Origin of the sequence: Pseudoalteromonas sp. SWN29 (assembly GCF_015864465.1) — a bacterium.
GTDB lineage: Bacteria > Pseudomonadota > Gammaproteobacteria > Enterobacterales > Alteromonadaceae > Pseudoalteromonas.
Map to the genome: position 1 here is coordinate 44,450 of NZ_JADYXE010000025.1, position 21,040 is coordinate 65,489.

Annotated in this window: 16 protein-coding genes and 1 pseudogene; 10 read left to right on the forward strand and 7 right to left on the reverse strand. The window is 36.9% G+C overall.

Translation table 11 applies throughout. The features are described 5' to 3' along the window. Positions 1-526 precede the first annotated feature (526 nt). The 9 genes from I6F53_RS11170 (at position 527) to I6F53_RS11210 (ending at position 12,075) form a co-directional block, all read left to right on the forward strand. Positions 527-4,258: an ATP-binding protein gene (locus tag I6F53_RS11170; RefSeq protein ID WP_197239603.1), complete on the forward strand. Its 3,732-nt coding sequence runs from the start codon at positions 527-529 to the stop codon at positions 4,256-4,258. Beyond that, positions 4,251-4,883, forward strand: a complete 633-nt coding sequence (locus I6F53_RS11175; protein WP_197239605.1) for a hypothetical protein — start codon at positions 4,251-4,253, stop codon at positions 4,881-4,883. Before I6F53_RS11170 ends, I6F53_RS11175 begins: the two co-directional genes overlap by 8 nt. After that, a complete protein-coding gene (locus tag I6F53_RS11180; protein WP_197239606.1) occupies positions 4,883-6,130 on the forward strand; it encodes a hypothetical protein in 1,248 nt (415 codons plus the stop codon). Before I6F53_RS11175 ends, I6F53_RS11180 begins: the two co-directional genes overlap by 1 nt. After that, entirely contained in the window at positions 6,117-6,983 is an 867-nt protein-coding gene (locus I6F53_RS11185; protein ID WP_197239608.1) for a DUF7281 domain-containing protein, read from the forward strand. The genes I6F53_RS11180 and I6F53_RS11185 overlap by 14 nt, the downstream gene beginning before the upstream one ends. A gap of 50 nt (positions 6,984-7,033) precedes the next feature. After that, on the forward strand, positions 7,034-7,825 hold the full coding sequence (locus tag I6F53_RS11190; protein WP_197239610.1) for a helix-turn-helix transcriptional regulator: 792 nt from the start codon (positions 7,034-7,036) through the stop codon (positions 7,823-7,825). A 202-nt stretch (positions 7,826-8,027) separates the two neighbouring features. Continuing rightward, positions 8,028-8,975: a hypothetical protein gene (locus tag I6F53_RS11195; protein WP_197239611.1), complete on the forward strand. Its 948-nt coding sequence runs from the start codon at positions 8,028-8,030 to the stop codon at positions 8,973-8,975. A 9-nt stretch (positions 8,976-8,984) separates the two neighbouring features. Next, positions 8,985-11,597, forward strand: a complete 2,613-nt coding sequence (locus I6F53_RS11200) for a hypothetical protein (protein ID WP_197239613.1) — start codon at positions 8,985-8,987, stop codon at positions 11,595-11,597. Beyond that, entirely contained in the window at positions 11,594-11,782 is a 189-nt protein-coding gene (locus I6F53_RS11205; RefSeq protein ID WP_197239614.1) for a hypothetical protein, read from the forward strand. The genes I6F53_RS11200 and I6F53_RS11205 overlap by 4 nt, the downstream gene beginning before the upstream one ends. Continuing rightward, positions 11,779-12,075: a hypothetical protein gene (locus tag I6F53_RS11210; protein ID WP_197239616.1), complete on the forward strand. Its 297-nt coding sequence runs from the start codon at positions 11,779-11,781 to the stop codon at positions 12,073-12,075. The genes I6F53_RS11205 and I6F53_RS11210 overlap by 4 nt, the downstream gene beginning before the upstream one ends. A gap of 331 nt (positions 12,076-12,406) precedes the next feature. On the opposite strand, the gene I6F53_RS11215 is transcribed toward I6F53_RS11210, so the two are convergent. Beyond that, complete coding sequence (locus I6F53_RS11215; protein WP_197239618.1) at positions 12,407-12,934, reverse strand: hypothetical protein; 528 nt, start codon at positions 12,932-12,934, stop codon at positions 12,407-12,409. A gap of 22 nt (positions 12,935-12,956) precedes the next feature. Then, positions 12,957-13,514 carry a hypothetical protein gene (locus I6F53_RS11220; protein ID WP_197239619.1) on the reverse strand — a complete coding sequence of 186 codons (558 nt, stop codon included), beginning with the start codon at positions 13,512-13,514 and terminating at the stop codon, positions 12,957-12,959. A gap of 434 nt (positions 13,515-13,948) precedes the next feature. Between I6F53_RS11220 and I6F53_RS20625 the strand changes: the two genes are divergently transcribed. Next, positions 13,949-14,176: a transposase gene (locus I6F53_RS20625; RefSeq protein WP_231616583.1), complete on the forward strand. Its 228-nt coding sequence runs from the start codon at positions 13,949-13,951 to the stop codon at positions 14,174-14,176. A gap of 441 nt (positions 14,177-14,617) precedes the next feature. Here the strand turns inward: I6F53_RS20625 and I6F53_RS11230 are convergent, their stop codons facing one another. The 5 genes and pseudogenes from I6F53_RS11230 to I6F53_RS11250 form a co-directional block, all read right to left on the reverse strand. Next, complete coding sequence (locus I6F53_RS11230) at positions 14,618-16,444, reverse strand: S8 family serine peptidase (RefSeq protein ID WP_197239620.1); 1,827 nt, start codon at positions 16,442-16,444, stop codon at positions 14,618-14,620. A gap of 12 nt (positions 16,445-16,456) precedes the next feature. Continuing rightward, on the reverse strand, positions 16,457-18,361 hold the full coding sequence (locus tag I6F53_RS11235) for a hypothetical protein (RefSeq protein ID WP_197239622.1): 1,905 nt from the start codon (positions 18,359-18,361) through the stop codon (positions 16,457-16,459). Positions 18,362-18,955: 594 nt separating this feature from the next. Next, positions 18,956-20,064 (reverse strand): annotated as a pseudogene (locus I6F53_RS11240) (IS3 family transposase). A 178-nt stretch (positions 20,065-20,242) separates the two neighbouring features. Further along, positions 20,243-20,611, reverse strand: coding sequence for a type II toxin-antitoxin system PemK/MazF family toxin (locus tag I6F53_RS11245; RefSeq protein WP_197239624.1), 369 nt, complete (start codon positions 20,609-20,611; stop codon positions 20,243-20,245). Beyond that, a complete protein-coding gene (locus I6F53_RS11250; RefSeq protein ID WP_166421956.1) occupies positions 20,612-20,878 on the reverse strand; it encodes an AbrB/MazE/SpoVT family DNA-binding domain-containing protein in 267 nt (88 codons plus the stop codon). It abuts the gene before it with no gap. Between the last annotated feature and the right edge of the window lie 162 nt (positions 20,879-21,040).

Here is a 21,040-nt window from a genome sequence, read left to right on the forward strand (position 1 = left end):
AAAACGTTTCGTTAAACAGTAATAAACTTAAAAACAGTATTAATACGTGTATCGAGAGAAATGTATTAATTGAACTTACTGCTCAACGTATTTTAAATCAAGTATTTGAAGGGAATCTATGAGTGGCTTTTGCCATTACTTTGTATTCAGCTCTAAAAACAGCTGAGGGCTTCAATTTAAGGACACTAGTTTCATTTCCTTTAATGACAGTACTTGAGTAACGAAATATTGCTTTGTTAAAAATCAACGTTTGATGGTAAATGGTAGTATTTCAAAGTGTTTTAATACCTTAAGGGTCAATCTTAAATCTAAACACTATGGAATATAAGATGTAACTCGTGTTTATAAATTTTATCTTAAATTGCCGAGAAAACCTCATGATCAGAGCGAAGTATACTGCATAATCTTATGTTTAGTCTGAGTTAAAAGTTGTCGAGTAATTACACTGTTTAAATGCACAGTTTTTAACCATATCACTTTGGTGTACATTAAAACAATGTACTTAATTAAGCTTTGGTGAATCAACATGGAAACGGGTTTAGTAGAAATATATCTGCATCATTCATACTTTAAAGGAAGATTAACGGGGGTTGAATGCTTAGGCCATACAAATAATACAGGGGGGAACGGAGCTGGTAAAACGACGTTACTTAGTCTTATACCGGTATTTTACGGTATAGAGCCCAGTAAGGTGGTAGATAGGGCTGCGGGTAAAGTCTCTTTTGTAAATCATTATTTACCAACAAAAAAATCCATGATTGTTTTCGAATATAAAAAAGCAGGGGACTATAAGTGCGTTGTTCTATATCGCTCAAACGACTCAATAGCATATAGGTTTGTCGATGCGCCAGCCAGTGAAGCTCTATTTGGTCAAGCAATGTTAGATGCATTGCATGATTGTGGTAACGCAAAAAAATGGTTAAGAGAATGTGTATCTAACAAGTATGATGTTTCAAAACAAATATCGACGAGTATTGATTATCGATCAATCATACAAAATGATAAGCAACGCTTAAGAACACGCCGAAGAACAGAAGGTTCACTTATCCCGTTAGCGCATCAGTACTCTTTATGTTCAAGTGACTCACAGATGAGGCATATAGACTCATTGTCATCAGTACTCATGCGTCATGACAAGCTTTTAGCACAATTTAAGTTGATGGTTGTTGACAGTTTTTTAACCGATCAAATTGAAATAGGTGAAGCGCCTTATCACAAAGAAGATATGGAGTATGTTAGTAGTATTGAGACGTTAATTGAACTGGAAAAGCACAAAGGTAAATTTTCAGAATCAATTGCTCAATATGAGGCGCTAAAAGAGTCATGGGGCTACTTGCTCTCATACCAAAATAAGCTCAAAAAAGAGCTATCCGCGAATGTAAATCTGCTAGAAGAGCAAAGCCTCAAGAGAAAGCAGCTTAAAATTGAAAAAAGTGAACTCGTTAAAAAATTCCAAGAGCAGTTATCACTGCTTAACTCAGCATTTGGGAGGGACTTTAATAAAGCCGAAACTAAAAAGAGTTTAATCGATAGCATTTACGATGCGCGTGAAAAATGGGATAGAGAAGTCGACATTGTATCTAAAATAGCTGAATACGAAGGTTTAAGCTCCTTAGAAGATAAAGCTGAAAAGGATGCAAAACACTTTAAAGCATTACTAGAGTCTGCTCACTCTGAGAAGCAGGCTTACGATGCAGAAGTAAGTAAACATGAAATGGAAGCAAACCGAGAAGAGTTAGCGTTAACGCAAAAGATAAGTGAACTCCAAGAAAGCTTACATCAACTTGAACTCGAAACGCAGCAAAAAGAATTGCAAAAGAGTGAACAATTTAACCAAAAACAATATGTGCTTAAGGAAAAGCGAAACACTCAAAGTAAAGCATTATTGGAAGCTGTTCATTCATTACAGATTGAACATCAAAAAGCGAGTAATTACACACACGAGGAGCTGAGTTCGTTAGATAGTCTTAAGAAAAAAGTAGTGGAGTTAAATCGCTTTTTAATTAACGAGCTTTATGTACAGCAAAAGAATGCGCAAGAGCAGCTAGATAATAAAAAACAAGAAAGAGATAAATTATTAGCCCAGCGAAAACAAAAGAATAATGAATTAGACAATAAAAGAAATAAAAGAATTGAGATCACACACCGATTAACCCCAGAGGATGGTACTGTCCGCAGTTATTTAAACCAAAATTTAAAAAGTTGGCGTTCAACAATTGGTAAAGTGATCAGGCCAGAGTTACTCACGCTCAAAACATTATCGCCAGGTATTGCGGATGCTTCAGAGCATAGCTCTTTTTATGGTGTGCTTATTGATTTAGAGAATATACTACTGCCAGAAGAAGCGCAGTCGGATGAAATATTAAGCCAACAGCGAGAAGAAATAGGTCGTGAAATTGATAATTTAATCACAGATATTAAAGAGATAGATAAAAAGATCTCAACTTTAAATAATGATGTGAATACTATTGGTCTAGGTATCGACAAACTACTGCGAGATGAGCAAAGGTATAAAGACGATATTGGTAAGTTTGAACTACAAGAAAAAGCAACAATACACACTATTAATAAAGATGTGTCTAGCCGGTTACGAGTACTCGATAATCAAATAACGCAAGCCATTGAAGATCAGCATCAATTTGATAATGTAACAAAAAAACAAGAATTAGAAATTCATCACCAGTATCAAGAAGAGCTTATTGCCTTTAAAGCAAATGCCTCTGCAGCGTACTCGCAAATGGTTGAAACAATTTCAGCGAAAGAAGACGCTATAACGGTGATTAAAAATGACTTGAAACAGCGTCTAATTGAACTTAAAGATGCATTTAATTGTGTACTGAAAGATAAGGATATCGACCCAAAAACGGTTCAAGCCGCCAAACAGAGAAAAGAAGAGTCAGAAGCGAAATATACAGAGGTAAAAGCGTTCTCACACATTATTTCTGATTATAAGGTATGGGAATCGTCTACCTGGGGTAGAGTTGAGTTGTATGAGTCAGAGCTATCACTGCTCAATGAAAGCATTTCGCAAATTGAAAAAGAAATAACAACAGTGACTGAAAAGTCCAAGCACACTATTGAAGAGAAAAACTCAGTATTAAATGAGTTGGACAGGGCAATTGAAAAACTAGAGCAGATGAAATCTGCTATTGATTCTGCTTTAGAGGATATTGAATTACATAGTCAGCTGATCCCAGTGGGTCATCAACCGGCGCAATTAGATGACTCAATACCAATCGAGATGATGATCCAATCAGCGAAAGAGTCTGTAACGTCTATTAAAACACTCAGATGGAAAATTAGCTCAGCGGTTAAAAAAGTAGGTGAAATATTATTAGTCACAGGGAAATCAAATAATAAGGTTCTGCATATTTGGCGCAGTATGGAAGAGCAGCGCATTGCTGTATCGGCGCATGAAAAGTTCAGTGAAGACCTTTATATTGAAAGCGTAGTCGATGTCAAAGTGTTAATCGAAGAGTCAATACCCGATATAAAAGCCGTTATTTTGGAATCAATAAAAACGGTTGGTGAAAGGTATATCCGCTTTTACCAAGCACTCACAGGGTTAAAGAAAAAAGTAAAAAATGTGTCTGCTAAGTTAGTTAAAGAAATCAATACTTCAAACAATTTCAATGCATTAGATGATATTAAAATTGAGCTTGTTTCAAAAGTTGATGAATTTGATCTTTGGTCTGAGTTAATCGCATTCAATAGGGTTTGGGAACGCTGGGGGGAGCTAGGCAAAGATAATTTACCTGAAAAAGATTTTGTAACGACTTTCTCCAGTGTTATTTCTGAACTGAAAGGCAGCAAAATTTCAAGCTCCATTGAGTCTTTAGTGGATATTGATATTTCTATGACAGAGAACGGTCGATTAGTAAATATAAGAACGGATGCAGACTTAAAAAGCATCAGTAGTACGGGTATTTCAAAATTGGCTGTTATTGTCGTTTTCTGTGGAATGACGCGCTATTTGTGTAAAGATCATAACATCACGATTCATTGGCCTCTAGATGAACTCGGTGAGCTGTCAGATGAAAATGTTATGCTCCTTTTTGATTTTATGGATCAGAACAATATTTCACTATTTTGCGCGCAGCCCAATCCATCGGTTGTACTATTGAGATATTTTACTTCTAAAAATCATGTGGATAAAATTTTAGGCATAAAGAAATATGTATCTAGAAAAACAAGCAAGCAAAATCCTCTGATCACCTACAGAGTAGAGCAAGTTGTGGGGAGAGACGCTAATGTCTAGTCGTTTTGAACACTGTATTGAAGCATTATTAAATCAAAATATCGTCTGTGAGGTGTCAAATTCAGACTGTTTTTCATATTTAGATACGCCAGATAATGAAGAGTCAGTAAATAATTTCCTACACCGTATAGGTAGAAAGGTCGCCAGAACGAGAGATCGCAAAGGGTTTTATTGTGTGTTCAGTTCGATTGAAGATAAAACAAAGCGAAATGCTGTTGAAAAACACTTTGAATATATCATTATTAATTTAGAAGGGTTAATTGACTGGTTACGTTTAGTCCGTAATGCAGATCATGAATCAAGGCCGATAGAAGCAGGCATGAGAGTTAAGGAATCTGCATTACTTGCTGCGATAGAAGAGTCATCATCACTTAAGTTGCAGTTAGAGAACATTGCACATAAGTTTAAAAGAGCACAAAACTCGACTGAAACGAAAACGAAACTGCGTTCAATATTGCAACATTTAGTAGATGAAAAGTACCTGACTTCAATAGGCGGCAGCGGATCTGTCTATATAGCCACGGCAAAATGGTCATTAATTTACGATCAACTAGAGTTTATAAAACTATATGAGGGCATCGAAGGCGAAAGTGATGGTAATGAAGAACAAGCGGAGTTGTTCTAATGGGAAGAAAAGAAGATTCAAAGGCTGCCATCAGAGCCCTCAATAAGCATATAGATGTTATCGATGAGTCTTGTTATATCGCAAGAGGTCAAATTGAAGACTTGCCAGAAAATGAGCAAGTGATTAACTCTTTGAGCAAAAACCGATTAGCCTATTATTTAGATGAGTCACTAGGTGTTCAGTTACACAGTAAAGTCCGTGGGTTATTAGACCATGTCACAAGCAGGCACCGGTTTAGAGAAAGGCATGGCGCTTTTTCAGGGTTGATAGAGGACCTAGAAAATACCATCCAAAGTTATAAACAAGCTAAAACTCGCCGTTATAGTGATGGTGAGCGATTCTTTGATGAGATACGTGAAACAGTTATGGAGTTGATGGATACGCTAACAGACACCGTTAATATGTTTCATCACATTATAGGTGATGAGTTTAGTGTCGTTTGCGACATTGATGAAAAAATTAAACAAACATCTCGTTGTAAACAAGAAATAACAAAGTTAAACCATGTGTTCAATCAGTTAAGCGTCGATAAAATGAATAGCTGGGTAGGGGTTGACCTTCAACTTGAAAGGTTGCTTATGAAAGTTTTAAAAGCCCATGTCGATAAATGCTTAAAAGATTTAGCTGCGAGTAACCGTAAATTGGTTAAAATGCTAGATAAACTGATGAAAGATAAAAGTGCTCAACGATTAAATAAATTAATTGATTCGTTTCATGGTAAATACACATCAGAGCCAGGTTATAGACCCGATATATCCTCTTTTTTGAATTTGCCTGTTTGTGTATCTATTGCTGAAAAGTTACCTTTAGGTGGTTATGGCGATTTAGATAGTGCGAGAGATGAAGATCTATTGATAGATGCGTCTTTATCAGCGCTAAAAAAATCTGGAGGCACGCCTAATCAATTAAATACCGAGGATGAAAGCGTTGTTATTACGGATGAGCGAGGTGTTGAACTTGATGAAAAAATTGATTCTCTGATTGAAAATGTAGAATTCTTTTTTGATGCATTATTCGATAGTGAACACACTGACGATCTCTCTGCGATAAAGGCATATTACCAACTAAAAGTTGCCTCAAGCGTTGAAGATTGGATGTTGATGATAACGAGCTACTTTGAAGCTCAGCGAAAATCCGTTCTAAAAATTGCAAACGTGCAGGAGTTAAGAGAAATAATCCCTCCATTCGATGGGACTGTTTATGTCACAGACATAATTTTTAAAAAGGTCTCAAATGAAATTAGATAAAAAGACCGTGCGGGCTGCTCAGCGATTAATTCAGAAATCTCCGCGAGTAGTTAATGAGTCTGCTGTTCTTAAGACGATAGTAGAAGAGCTAGACATAGCAGATATCAGAAATAAGAAAATTTATTTTACTGCTGAAAATTTAGCTTACATTGAAAAGTACTTTGATAATGCACTCGAAGTACCATTATTAGCTATAGACTTAGATGTTGATACTCGGTTTATTGCAGCTAAAAAGCTGAAAAATGAAAAATGGGCGAGAGGAGGCGTTTTTGATGGGATGTTGTCTATGGCAGGTAAAGCGCCGATCCCCGTTATTGGTTCAACGGTACATGTTCAACCAGGCATCGTTTATTCAATGCGTTATGAGAAACTAGATATTACTAAGATTCATACATTATTGATTGTGGAAAATGGTGAGCTAATAACAAACTGGGATAAGGTCATTCCTCATCTTCCTAAGGAATATCAAAATGCACTTATTTTATTTAAAGGCTATGGTGAAAACCAAAATCACCTTAAAATAATACTCAATGAACTTAACCCCAGTGTTAATGTTGGTATCTTTTTTGACTATGATGCTGCAGGCATTGATATGGCTTTGAAATATTCTCAATACTGCTATACAGACATAGTTGTGCCGACATTCTTATCTGACAGTATTTTAATGAAATCAAAAGCTGAAGAATTCGAAAAACAGTTTCCTCAGTTGTTTAGAAGAATCAACTGTCAAAAAACACCCCCACAGATCAAAGCCATGTTAGAAGATATGCAAAAGAGAAAGTTAGCAATTACACAGGAGCACCTCATCACTCACAGTACTCCTCTTGGTTTAATAAAAGGCGTGAAAATATAATGATCAATGGGGGCTTAGGTACAAAAGGATCCAGATTAAAAGCGATTGAAATGTTTGCTTATTGGGAAGGTGTAGTAAATGCATCAACTTTAGCGAAATTGTTTAAAGTTACCATTAGTAATATTACTAAAAGCTTAACTGAGTATAGAGAGCTATACCCAGATACACTCATCTACAATAAAAGCTTAAAAAGGTATGAACCTGCAGCATCTTTTTCGTGTCATTATATAGATGGCTCATGGCAAGAGTATGCAGCCTTTTTAAGGATCAATAGTCAAGTTTATAAGTCTGATTATTGGGGAGCATTGGCAATCGACTTTGGCCCATTATATACAGGCTTTGTTGACCCTAAAGTTGTCAGAATGATTACCCAAGCTATTACTAAAAAGTACGCTGTTAAAATTACATATTACTCACTATCTCAACCTGCCGGTAAAGAGCGAATAATACATCCAATAGCATTAGCTGATAGCGGGGTACGCTGGCATTGTAGAGCATTCGATGAATTTAGAAGAGAATTTAGGGACTTTCATCTAGGTAGAATAACGCAGGCTAAATTAGTTTCACCTTCGACCATTGATGCTGAAAAAGACACTGCATGGATGACGTCAGTTGAATTACATATCGCGCCGCAACCGAGTTTAACATGTGAGCAAAAGAATGTAATCATGATGGATAAAGGACGGGGGGAGAGCTTTTCAGTCACAGTAAGAGCGGCTATGGCTGAATACTATCTCCTGTTTCATTTAATTGATAAACACGTTAAAGATAGCAACCCCCTAGAAAGACCTTTGTATTTAAAAAATTATGATGAGATTAAACCGTGGTTATTTGGTGGGTGATTACCAGAACACTTTCATATGAGCAAGTAAATATTCTGCCTTGACCTGAACACTACGTGAACCATTAGTCGATTAATAATCCTCTTGCTGTAATTATTAATCTGGACTACAATTGGAAGCCATTGAGTTCATTGGCTTTTAATCTAAAACTCTATAACTAATAAAAAATTAAAATTTACAGTGATGAATAGGGTAGGCAAGGATGCTAAAAAACACACGATATTTAGGACTTTATGTAGTCATTTTACTGATGCTTTCAGCGTGTTCAAGTACTGATCCAAGAGAAATGATCCCCAAAGTCTATAAGCAGAAAATAAAAATTCAACAAGGCTATCAACACAGCAGCACCTTGCCATCTGATCAGCGACTATTACATGCATTGAAACAGCGTAATTTAGTGATTTCTGATACCGGTCAAGTCTTACCGATGTTTGCAGGCTTGTGCAATGCACAACTCTACTATCGTGTTTCATCTAATACAGTAATGCCTAGTTTTGTCGGAAAACACCGTGATTTACTGTCGGGGTTTTATTTAGAGCTTAACACCGCAGACAACAATTGGTTTTTAATCAAATCGCAGACAAATAAAGATTCAAAAGAAATGTTATCAGGTGTTGTGAGTAAGTTAAAGACACGCCTTAATGAACAAGACTTAATTATTTTAAAAGTACCCGAAAACACACCCCAAAGCGCTTTAGTAAATCTAGAGAGTTATGCGAAGCAGCTATTCACAAATAATCGAACACAACTCATCACCTCAATAAAGCCAAAGATTAAAGGCTTAGAACGAGCGCTTATCGTAGGCAATGATGTGCTAGCTGATTGCAGTAAAAATGCAGACTTTATTACAAAAGCACAGACTGAATATACGCCTACAGACAGTCTTGCTGAACTTGTACTCTCCCTACCAAGTAATGCTGATTTTAATCAATTAACACACCAGAAAGTATTAATGTCACAAGGTCAATATCTTACCATTGATGCTAAAACAGTGAACTATTCAGCCTACCTAAAAGGCATCAATAGGGATAGTTGCCAAACAATGTCACACTTAAACCCCGACTATATATACTGTTTTGAGCGCAAACAAGACGCTAGTGATTTAATCAGCGATGGTCCATTTATTATCGAAAAGAAATCAAAGAAGTAGACATAAACCATGACTCAACGCCAGAAGCTCACCATAGCAGAGCACTTTACAAAACACCTAAAGCTTACCGTTCTGTTGGTTTGTTTCAGCATTTATGTCGCATTTGAATTATCGCTAAACTTACTTTTAATCGATTTATATTCACAACCGCTGTCAAGCATCATGGGCGATAAGCGAATTGCTGCTGAACGACTAGAGTTATTTGGCAGAGTGCTATCGGGGTTTGGTCTCGCACTTGCTATCGTTAGCTTTGTTAAACCGACAAAATTTAACATACTCGGTGGTGGAGCTAATGCCAGTGACACACAAATAAATGAATACGGTAAGTGGCTAGTGAGACCATTAGTCTTATTGCTGATTTGGCTTTTAATAATCCCATTTCTACGTTTGAGTGTCGATGCAGTTGTTGACACTACAAGTAACAAAAGGAAATTAGCTGCGGTCAGAGCCATTGTTTATAAAGAAGCTTACCTTGCCCAAGCCGTTCAGATTCAAGGTTTTCCAGAGTTTGACGAAATTGCCCAAGACGAAGCTAGACGAGACTTATTTGTTGCGCTTATCCCATCACTTGCCTATTTCTCGACAGGATTTAATTCTTTAATTGAATCTAACCTAGAAAACATGGCCAATCATTATCTTTTAAACCGTCAAGAAGAGGTTTTCTTAAATGATGGTGTTACAAGAATTAGACAATTTGATCGCTTATTTCAAGAAGAGTATAGTCTTTATAAGCGTGCTAACGAAGCCTATTACAAGCTCTACAATCAAGAAAAAAACTTTTCAAAAATTGAATTGCAAATTCATACTCTGCTTACCAATGCTAACGAAGCAGTAAATTCACATTGGCGGCTTTATGTTGAAGGTCTAAAAAGTGTTAAAGACTACAACAAACAATACGCAGAGAACGGAACTATTCGAGATACATTGCGTAAATACCGGAAAAAGTGGGGTAGCTCGCGCTGTAATTCAACGTGTAGAGATGAACAAAAGCAGTTGTTTGCAAACTATTTAAACGGGCTTGAGTTTGAAAGCGGTAAAGCCTTCGGAATATATTTGAGCACTGATGATATTAATTTAACCAAAATTATGAAGTCTACTCCTTCACTTGAAATTATGTTTGAAAAAGGCCGAAAGCACTTTGTTCATATGGCGTTTGAAATTGAAGAGGAAGTTACTTACGAACAATTCTTTGCATCAGATAAAGCGAGGCAATTTATTGTTCAATCCATCCAAAAAGCGGGCACGGCGATTGACAATGATTGGCGTTTAAACGACATATCGAGTATTCGTAACATTATTGTTGAGGGTTATCGCGGGCAAGCTAAAAAAAGCTGGCAAAACTATATACCTAATTCTCGTTTTGCATTAGAAAAGCCAGGTCTTGATAGAGTCGCCTTTGCTCAACTACCGATTGTAAAAACTCATGCGCAAAGGATTTTAGGGGAAGATTTTTATCTCCCTTCATTTACAGCGGGAATTTCAGAAAGCCGTTATCAACAGCTATGGCTTGATAGCCAAGATAATATTTCGTTTATAAAAATGGCAACATCGACTGCGGCTGCGGCTGCGTTTTCCCCGGGTGGTTCAATGTTTGAATTGGGAAAAAATGCCGTTACATTGGCGGTGATCCCGCCAGTGAGTATTGCTGCAAGTTTATTAGCAATTGTCTTGCTGTTTATTAAGATATGTGTTTATTACTGGCATAAGCATAAAGCTTATTTAGTGGTTGCACTCTTTTCAGGTACAAGCTTGTTAATAATGCCAATTGCTGTGTCGATGACTAGCGATAACTCTTATCAAAATATGATGACACGTTTCGCCAAAGAATTCAGCTCAATAGATACCTTCGACAAAGCTTTTACAATCGGGTTTGCTTACGTATTAGATGCAGAAAGCGGCATCTACTCGCAATATCGAGATCTTGAGTTTGTAAAAAGTGTAAGGAAACTGATCGAAAAGCCTTCTCGCTTAAATTACCGCACAGAAAGTGTAATCGACGCAGGGAAAATTAGTATACCTTTAGACGAATCATATCAGCTAAGCGCACTTCGAAAATTTGATAACGCCTTGAATGACACCTTTGATTTTGTGCCAGAATTAATGGGTAAAGGAAAAATAATTGAACCCTACGATGCTAATATCACCATATTAAGCCAAGATATGAACGTAGGCATGTATATGGGATTGCGATTAGCTGATGGTCAAGTCAGCTCGGTAAGTATTCCAAACTTTTCAGAAGATCCTAATATTGGTTTGTTGCTAGAGCAGCGCGTATTTTTTGACCCTGATTGGAGTAAGCTCGCTATGCAATATATCCGTAACCTTAATGATCCAGGATACTGGTTAGAGTTGGCCAGCGGTAATATTGCCAAAACCTCTTTGTTGCCGCAGATTGAAAAACGCATGCGTACTTACCTTAATAACAACACAGCTGCACTGAACTTTATTCAGAGTTTAGTGGCTAAAGGCCACGCCAATATACTGTTGCTAGAACTTGAGCGCTCAGATAGGTATCGCTGTTTTGTGATGGGTACTATGAATAGTGATTTTATCAGTGATTCAATCAATGGCGTGTATAACAATTATGAAGAATTACCAAACTGCGGAGTGAGGTTGCAATGAATAAATTAACAAAAAAGCTACTTGACTTTATGGGCGAAAATATAGTCCTGATCATCATGATGGCCGGTATTTTCTTTTCACTTCAATATTTTCATTCTCAAGAAAGTCAGCAATTAGTTGACCTTGTGAAACAAGCTGAAATAATCAAATTTAAACTCGCTTTATTAACGGAGAAAGGCGCATGACAGAACAAGAAAAACCAAGACTTATTACTTTCAAGGTTGATATGACAACTTTTTTAGCCCTGTGTGCTGCGCTTTATCTAGCGTATTCATCTCATAAAGCTAACCTGAAAAATACAGAGAAACTTAGCGCACTATTGGTTAAATATGAGCAGACCCTAGACAATGCTATTAAAAGCGATAAAGCTACATTACAGAACTATCAAGAAAATGTAAGAAAAGCGATGAGCTCTTTGTCTCCTAAAGAACGCGAGTTTATGGACACTTTGTTAAGTTTAGATAACGGAGCTGACTGAAAGTGAAAAGGAGCTGCTTAGCCTCCGCGAATTTTTCTTGGTGCTAATTAGTCAGTAGTAGTTACTCTGTAAACTCTTCGTCGCTGGTATTATATATTTGTGTTAATGATGATTTGAACAAGCGGTCTTTCGTTGTGTTAGATAAATGAAGTGTGGTTTCGTTCAGAGCTGCTAAGACAAACACTTGAATATGCTGTGTAAAAAGAGTTTTTACAGTTTAAAACCTGAGGGATTCCAACTAGTTAGCTTTGGGTGTCGATAATAGCTAATGATAAATAACTAGGCCAATATTGTAGTATCGACCTAGCGGTCTAAGATTTAAAATTTGTACTTACAGAGGTATTATTAAAGGGTCGATAATTTTTCCCGATTTAGCGTTTATTGTTAATACTTCTTCTGTTTTTGGGTCTTTTATTTTCACAGTTTCTTTATTAGCAAGAGCAGCTTTAGCTACTTTTATAACACTACCTGTATTTGGGTTTTTTACAATAAGAAATCGAGATGCATTTTGAGATAACTCTTTTGCTCCTTGATTTTTTACGAAATGAATATCGAGAGTCATCCCAGCTGTTACACCCGCGGTCGCCGAAACTCTAAAATTGTTAATTTCATATTGCGAATTAGATGCAATCAACTCAGCATCTATATCTTCAACAGTTTTTACCGAAGCAGTAGTAAAATCTTTTACTTTTGATAACGCTGAAAAGTCTTTTAAATTTTCTTTTGTATCAGCTGCTTTTTGTTTAACTGCCGCCGTAAAACCATCACTAGTATCTTTCAAATTTACAGAAACGTCCTTTGTTTTGTCTGAAATTGAAGACATGTTTCTAGTTGCACTTTCTTTTATCTTATTAAGCATTTCTATTCCTTTTTATTTAAGACTAATAGTCATCGTCGATATCAACAGCTACTAGGTCAATGTCACCATCACCATCAGTGTCTACACCTACAGTATCAATGTCACCATCACCATCAGTGTCTACACCTACAGTATCAATAATGCCATCTCCATCAGTGTCTACACCTACAGTATCAATAATGCCATCTCCATCTGTATCAGCGGCAACAACATCTACGAAACCATCTCCATCCGTATCAGCGGCAACAACATCTACGAAACCATCTCCATCTGTATCAGCGGCAACAACATCTACGAAACCATCTCCATTTGTATCAGCGGCAACAACATCTACGAAACCATCTCCATCTGTATCAGCGGCAACAACATCTACGAAACCATCTCCATTTGTATCAGCGGCAACAACATCTACGAAACCATCTCCATCTGTATCAGCGGCAACAACATCTACGAAACCATCTCCATTTGTATCAGCGGCAACAACATCTACGAAACCATCTCCATCTGTATCAGCGGCAACAACATCTACGAAACCATCTCCATCCGTATCAGCGGCAACATACTCGTTAAAATTACTCATAAAGCTCCTTATTTACAATGGCTTACCTTTAAATTATATTATACTGTATTTTACTTCGCAGATTCAACTTTAAAGTTTATTTTAATAACGTGGTATCACGTCTAGCGCATTTTAATCCTAGGCTCTAGGAGGGGTGAGTGGTAATCATCGTCTAGCTCTGCTATTTTCTTTTTCCTCGCACACCTAAGGTGGGTAAAATCCCAATCATTTTACATCGTGCCCTTGCGAGTAAAATAGAAACCGTGACCGTTCTATATCGTCACGGAAAATGGGATTGCAGCATCACTCAAGAGGTGTAGTGCAAAACAGCGCTTCATGTTTTAAACTCAATTACGTGCTTTGATATTAACTTGAAGTAAACGGTTATTGGCTTAAACGGCTATGTGGTCGATAACCCGAAATTTTTAAAGCAGTAGAAAGATAAGCTAAATCAATTGCAACGCCAACTAGCACGTCGAAATAAGTGCTCAAATCGCTGGAATAAAACTAAACAATGCATCAATAAATTACACGGTAAAACCTCAAGGCAAAGGTTCAACTTTGCATATAAAACTTTACGACAGATAGCCAATGAAAATGAAATTTTAGTGTTTGAAGATTTAAACGTACAGCGATGCAAAAGTTTAATGGCAGTATGCTGGCCGCCAAAGTCATGTCGCTAATCACTCAGCTTTCAAGTATAAAGCTAAGCTATAGAAGCCTATTGCTCGACACGAAGTGGCGTCGATGGGTACTTCACTTAGCCATCACTCAATCATTGAAAAAATGGGCTATGCTAAAAAGAAATTGGAAATCGGCCTTGAATCACTTCATGATTGAATTCGAAGACCGCATTTCGGACTATATTTAAAATGGGTACTTACACAGATATTGTTACAGGGCCACCCTTTAGTGAGTTTTAATTATCACGCATATTGATATTTTCATTCAACAGTTAAGCATTATCTCGTTCCTACTGATTGAGCTAAAGCAAATTTTCTATACTAACTTTAATACAACTCCAACACGGCTATTAAACTGATTGTGGTCAAATTAGTCATATTACTAATATATTGACAATGGAGGCCATTTGAATAAGGGTTTCAAATGGCCCATTTTAACATCTATATAGCGGACTCTGTATTACAGTAATTAGGCTTGCTAACAGGGCCTGACATTTGGACTATATTGCCACAAGCTCCTTGTGAGCATGCTTGGACACCAACAACTATATCTAAAGTTTGGTCATATATTTTTTGAGGTGAATTAACAGTTTCTTTGTAAACCATTTTATCGTTTTCTAACATATATAATTTATATGTTATGTTATCGGTTATACCTCCTAATTGACCCCAAGTATATTTAACCGTATTACAGACATTAGTAAACTTATCCATTTGTGTTAACCACTGAGTTTTATCTTCAGAGTTATAGTCTTCGTAGCGATGAACTTTAGTATACTTATTAATAGTAGGTAGGCTTGGAATTGCATCCATTATATTCCCCATATCAACAGCGCCACTGCCACAACCCAGTTGTCCACACAGTGAATTATGTGTATACCCTTGGCCATTTGCAATTAACATCTCCTCAACCTGTAAAGGGGTTAGGTGGTTATAAGTTAATAATAAATTACTTACTCCGGCGACAATATTTGGTGTCGCCATGGAAGTACCACTGCCTCGAAAATATAACTGTTCACTAAATTCATCACTAGACAGCATCCATACAGAGCTCCCCGCAGCCATCACATCTATATGCTCACCAAAGTTTGAAAAACTAGCTTTACTGCCATCAAATTCTGTTGCGCCAACTGTTATAACATCATTACAAGCAGCGGGTAAAAAAGTCTCTGCATCAGTGTTTGAGTTACCTGCAGCAACCACAACGACTACGCCACTTTCTCTCGCTTTAGAATAGATTGCTTGTCTATACTCATCACAGCCTGTCGCTGAAGAACCACCTAATGATAAGTTAATAACATCTACCTTTTGTTTAATATCAGGCACGCCAGGAACACTTTCACCTGACATCCACGCCACTGCATCTAGAGTGTTTGAGGTATTCCCATTACCAAAACAATCCAATACGCGCGAATAGACCATTTCAACGTTGTTAGAGTCAACGGCACCCGTAACACCAACACCATTATTACTTTCGGCTGCAATCAAGCCAGCAACACTTAGCCCATGACCATCATGGCAAAGAGTGCCATCAGCTAAGAATGCTAAATCGGTAGGATCATTATCGCGTATTTCTGGCTCTGCTAACAATGCATCTTCTGAGGTGACAAAGTCATAGCCTTCAATAAGTTCACCTATATCTTCATGAGGGAAGTACCCAGTATCGGCAACACCTATGCGAATTTTTCTGCCCAAGTTGTTAACGGTCAGCTCACGCATTTTCACATAATCTTGGCCATAGTGATTGGTTAAGGTACGTGGCTGAAAATAAATCTGTTTGTCAAAATAAGGATCATTATAATTTTGTTTTGACACCGGGGTATCTATCATTACATTTTCAAAGTCGCCTGAGGCGAGTAATTTTAGAACTAGTTGCTGAGCTTCTAACGAAGAGAGTGTATTGACCTTAATTAAATCAGCACCTAAAGCCATTGAACGCTGATGCGAAAACTTTAAATTATGATCATTACTAAGCGATATCATTTTTGCTGTACCATAAGCAGTATCAATGGCGCTTGATACATTATATTTATATTTAACGCTCGACAGACTCATACTTGATAGTTGTGCTTCTTTTTTGAGCACGCTTTCAAGCTTTGGATCCAATAATAGTGAATTGTGTATATTCTTATCTTTAAAAGTCACAATTAAATTAAACGGTTTCTGTTTAACCTTCCCACTCTCAACTTGCATATTATCAACTGTTACTGATGCCATTAAAGGAGTTGACAGCATAAGTATTGCGGGTAACACAATATAGTTTTTCATTTTTAATTCCTTTTATTTATGCTCAAACACGGTGGCTGTATCTGCTACTGACTTTTCGATGATTGCATTTAGAAATGAATATTCATCAGAAAATACAAATTTGCCATCCACATACTCGCCATATTTTACGTTACCAGCAAAACGGCTATACAGATTGTTTTCTGTATCATATAAATTTAGTATTTCTTCAAATTCAAATGTCGGGAGTAAATTATTAGAGCGTAGCCCTAATTCATTAACGAGTACTTGTGCATTTCGGTTAAAGAATGTCTCAGCAGATTGTATCTGTGAATCGATTAATTCTTTATATGACTCAGCAGTTTCTTCACCCCACGTTTCATCTGTACCAAGGACAGTTCTAGCTTCAAATGTATAGATTGAACTCACTGCAATACTATAACTACTTGAATCTGTAACCTTAGCTGCTTGATTAAAATATGTAACTTCAGAGTGATTCAACAGGTTGTTGTTTTCTAACACTTGCGTATAAAAATCGGTTAGATATTGATACTCCTTTAGCGCACTAAGCTTATTATGAACTATTTGCAGATAATCCAAATTTTCTTTTTCGTAATCTCCCATTACGTGAGAAACCATGAACCTAAAGGCACCATAATCAGATGAATTGATATTTGCATCTGTATAAGCTAAAAAGATACCAAATTCTTCACCAATCTGTGCGTCACCAGGATCAACGGTTATTGTGTTATTAATATCGTCTATGGTGTAACTAAATATTTCAGCATCGCCGAACCAAACTCGGGTATTTAACAGATCTATCTCTATTTTTTCAGGGGCGTCGTCAGTAAAGGTGATTTGAAATTTGGTCGGTGTATTGATAGGTAATACACCAAAAGCGCTGATACTATTATTAATTGATATTAAAGGCTTGCTATTAATTGGATCTGCCAATCTTAAAACAAATGTTTTTATACTGCTTTTGGTGCCATTCGTTACTTGTAAACTTAATAAAAAATCAAAATGTTGCATACCAATAGGCATAGATCGTGTTGTTATAACGAAAGATCCATCTTTTGGATGAAAGCTTTCAATCATATCGATCACCGCATCGGCGTAATTTACGTCATTACTTTCTAAGCTCTCAATAGACCATGTTAATGATTCATTGGTCGTTGAGCTTAAATTTACTGGTATCACATTCTCTTTATAGGTTTCTATAGCAACAACCCCTTCGCTATTAGTTGGCATAGTTATCTCCATAACGCCCTCTGAAACGGGTACATCTAAAACCGATACAGTAAGTATTTTAGTGAGTGATTTACCTGTTTCAGCGTTATTAATAGTGATAGTTATGTTAACGTTTTTATCTTCTAAAACTTCAGCACCCGTAACGTTTAGTGTGTTATCAATACGTTCTACAGAGGCTATAGCGGGATTGTCGGACACCACTGTGACGGTGCCATTTTTAGATTCAAATGTAATGCTGCCACTTTCTTGCTCATTGATAGTTAGATTAGCGGCAGAAAGTTCAAGCTCTACTTCAGGGATGTTTTTTATTAATACATTAAGTGTACCTGACACTTCATCGGTACCATCAGATGCAACTATTTCGATAGTTATTATGGTGTCTTCATCAACAGCTTGGGCTGTAAGGCTGACTACGCCGTCAGTTTCAGAAATAACCACTAAATTAGGATGTGACGAGGTTATAGATAGCGAAATAGGATCATTATCCGCATCACTAACTGTGATTTCTACAGCGCTAGTCTCTAGCTCATTAAGCTCTAATGACGTACTAAAGCTTAAAGTTGGTACGTTATTTTTAGGTGGTTCTATTACTGGAGGTGGAGGAGATATGGGCTCTGCAGCTTTATCCTCGCCTCCGCCTCCGCCTCCGCACGCACTAAGCTGAAGTAAAAATGCGCTAAATAATATGCCTTTAAATAATTGTTTCATTTCCCTTTTAACCTTCTTATTTTAATATACGGTTTCGAAGTAACGTATGTATCTATTTTTTAATCTAATAAAAGTAGCTTAACCAGCAACACCATAATAAAAATGACTTTTAGTATCTGACCACCTTTAAGTTTTTTAAGTAAAACACAGTAGATGTAACGTGATATTTGATTTTTTAAAGTATGTACTAATGGTAATTAACGAAATGAGTTTTATACGGCAATTAAAATAGAATAATAAAAGTCATTAAATTAATTATAAAAATACACGGGTTCAGGTTAGAACTTACAAACTGTGTATGTGAATTAAAGTATTAAATAAAATATAGTTATTTCATTAAATGCTATGTCTTAATTAAAAAGAAATTATTGCTATATGTGGTTTTTTTTGATCGAGTAGTATAGAAGTTAGATGCTTTGATATAATCATTATAATTCCTTTTTTACTATGTCCCAACCTTGGGAAATAAATTACACATTCAATTTAACATTAAATTTATTTAAGTTAAATAATTATATTGTTATTTCTACGTTATTTATTGCAATTTTTCCAGTCGCGTATTTAAGCAGCGAAGAGTGTGTAATCCCCCCATTTTTAATAGAGGCTATCTGTAGAACTTCCGTTGTTTAACTTTTCCAGTCTTTGTATGGGTGTTATGCCACCTATGCCCATGTTAGGGCGTTCATTATTATAAGTCCATAACCAATCGGTAGCTTTATCTTGTAACTCACTAATATCACTGTAAATATAATGACTTAGCCAGTCATACCTGACCGTACGATTAAATCGCTCTACATAAGCATTTTGTTGCGGGTTACCTGGTTGAATAAATCGTAATTCAATATTATTATTTAACGCCCACTCTGCTAATTTATGGCTAATATATTCAGGCCCATTGTCATACCTGATAGCTTTTGGTTTACCACGCCATTCTATAATTTGATTGAGCGAGCGGATCACACGCTCAGCGGGGAGTGATAAGTCAGTATCTATTGTGAGTCCTTCGCGATTGAAATCATCAATCACATTGAACAAGCGACACCCTCTGCCATAAGATAATTGGTCGTGCATAAAATCCATTGACCAACATTCGTTAATGGCCTCAGGTACAGTACAGCTAATGGTTCAGGCTTCTCCCTTGTTAGACGTTTTCTAGGTTTTATTCGCAAGCTCACGGTAAATACGATAAACGCGCTTATGATTCCATGTGTAGCCTTTAACATTGCGTAAATATAGAAAACATAAACCAAATCCCCAATTACGCTGACATTGGCTTAAATCCAATAACAACCCTGCAATTTCCTCATTTTCATCAGACAGTTTTGGCGTATAGCGATAGCATGTTTCACTTATCATGAAAGTACGACAGGCTAAGGAAATACTCATTTTATTTGTGCTAACGACTTCGTGTGCCAATACTTTGCGCTCAGAAGCCTTTACCACTTTTTTACCATTGCCTCTTGAATGACTTCAGATTTTAGCCGCTCTTCAGCATACATTTTCTTTAAACGGCGATTTTCATCTTCAATCTCTTTCATTCGTGTCATTAAATACGCATCCATACCGCCGTATTTTGCGCGCCATTTATAAAAGGTTGAATTGCCCATACCATATTCACGGCATAGCTCAGGGATTGGCACACCGTTTTCGGCTTGCTTCAAAATAGCGAGGATTTGACTGTCTGTAAAATGTGCTTTTTTCATAATTTTCTCCTGTGTTTACAATAAGAGAAAATTCTACGTTTGGCTTCTATTATTTTTCGGGGGGGGGATTACCCATCGAGCTTGATGATCAGGTTTGAGTAAGTGTTTTAGGACGACGTTTATTGCGGCGCTTGGCGTGTATTACTCAAGTGCACTCACTCTCATACCATCAACGCATTTAATCATATTCATTAACTTTAGAATTAATGTATTCTTGTGCGCCCATTATTGGCAGCAGTCGATCATATACTTGATTCATTACACCTGTTTCAGCGTGAGCAACAAACTTAGCTTTTCTTGTGCGCCAAGAAAGCGTCTGAATCATATTTGCAACTACAGCAGAGGGCTTGTCTATGTTGTTTATAGGTACTTCTAAAAGACCACCTCTAACACTTGAGCTTATAGGACAGCAAATCAACAAGCCAGTAGCAGAATTATACGCCTTGCTACTAAGCACAAGTGCGGGTCTATACTTGCCTATTTCTTTCCCTTTTACTGGTTCAAAATCAATAAAAACAATCTCGTTTCTGTCAGGCGTGTAAGTCATTTAGTAATCCATAATTTCACAGGGTAAAAGCCCTGCTAGTTCATCAGTGTGCGCGTTGTATTCATTTAGTCCGCTTATTAGTTCAGACTCAGTGAATGGCATTTCATACTTGCGCTTTGTTTCAACAGGCTTAATTGTCATGCCCTCAGGTGTCGATGTGACAATAACCTTTGTATTTTTAGTAAACATAGGTTCACTAGCCATTGCGTTTGTAATGCGTAAGCCGAGAGAATTGCCCCACGATTTAATTTCGGTGACTGTTTCCATATTTAATTACTCTATTGTTGTGGTTTCTTTTAGTATATACAATGTGTATACGATGTCAATCAACACGTACAAAAACCGCACTAGCTGGCTCGAACGGCTACGTGGCCGACAATCCAAAGTTTTTAAAGCAATCAAAAGCAAAATTAAATCAATTGCAACGTC

Excerpts from the sequence above, each read along its gene's own strand:
- I6F53_RS11235 (WP_197239622.1), bottom strand. The coding sequence starts at position 18,361 with ATGAAACAATTATTTAAAGGCATATTATTTAGCGCATTTTTACTTCAG.
- I6F53_RS11190 (WP_197239610.1), top strand. The coding sequence starts at position 7,034 with ATGTTTGCTTATTGGGAAGGTGTAGTAAATGCATCAACTTTAGCGAAA.
- I6F53_RS11245 (WP_197239624.1), bottom strand. The coding sequence starts at position 20,611 with ATGACTTACACGCCTGACAGAAACGAGATTGTTTTTATTGATTTTGAA.
- I6F53_RS11175 (WP_197239605.1), top strand. The coding sequence starts at position 4,251 with ATGTCTAGTCGTTTTGAACACTGTATTGAAGCATTATTAAATCAAAAT.
- I6F53_RS11215 (WP_197239618.1), bottom strand. The coding sequence starts at position 12,934 with ATGCTTAATAAGATAAAAGAAAGTGCAACTAGAAACATGTCTTCAATT.
- I6F53_RS11200 (WP_197239613.1), top strand. The coding sequence starts at position 8,985 with ATGACTCAACGCCAGAAGCTCACCATAGCAGAGCACTTTACAAAACAC.
- I6F53_RS11185 (WP_197239608.1), top strand. The coding sequence starts at position 6,117 with ATGAAATTAGATAAAAAGACCGTGCGGGCTGCTCAGCGATTAATTCAG.
- I6F53_RS11220 (WP_197239619.1), bottom strand. The coding sequence starts at position 13,514 with ATGAGTAATTTTAACGAGTATGTTGCCGCTGATACGGATGGAGATGGT.
- I6F53_RS11180 (WP_197239606.1), top strand. The coding sequence starts at position 4,883 with ATGGGAAGAAAAGAAGATTCAAAGGCTGCCATCAGAGCCCTCAATAAG.
- I6F53_RS11195 (WP_197239611.1), top strand. The coding sequence starts at position 8,028 with ATGCTAAAAAACACACGATATTTAGGACTTTATGTAGTCATTTTACTG.
- I6F53_RS11170 (WP_197239603.1), top strand. The coding sequence starts at position 527 with ATGGAAACGGGTTTAGTAGAAATATATCTGCATCATTCATACTTTAAA.
- I6F53_RS11230 (WP_197239620.1), bottom strand. The coding sequence starts at position 16,444 with ATGAAAAACTATATTGTGTTACCCGCAATACTTATGCTGTCAACTCCT.
- I6F53_RS11210 (WP_197239616.1), top strand. The coding sequence starts at position 11,779 with ATGACAGAACAAGAAAAACCAAGACTTATTACTTTCAAGGTTGATATG.
- I6F53_RS11205 (WP_197239614.1), top strand. The coding sequence starts at position 11,594 with ATGAATAAATTAACAAAAAAGCTACTTGACTTTATGGGCGAAAATATA.
- I6F53_RS11250 (WP_166421956.1), bottom strand. The coding sequence starts at position 20,878 with ATGGAAACAGTCACCGAAATTAAATCGTGGGGCAATTCTCTCGGCTTA.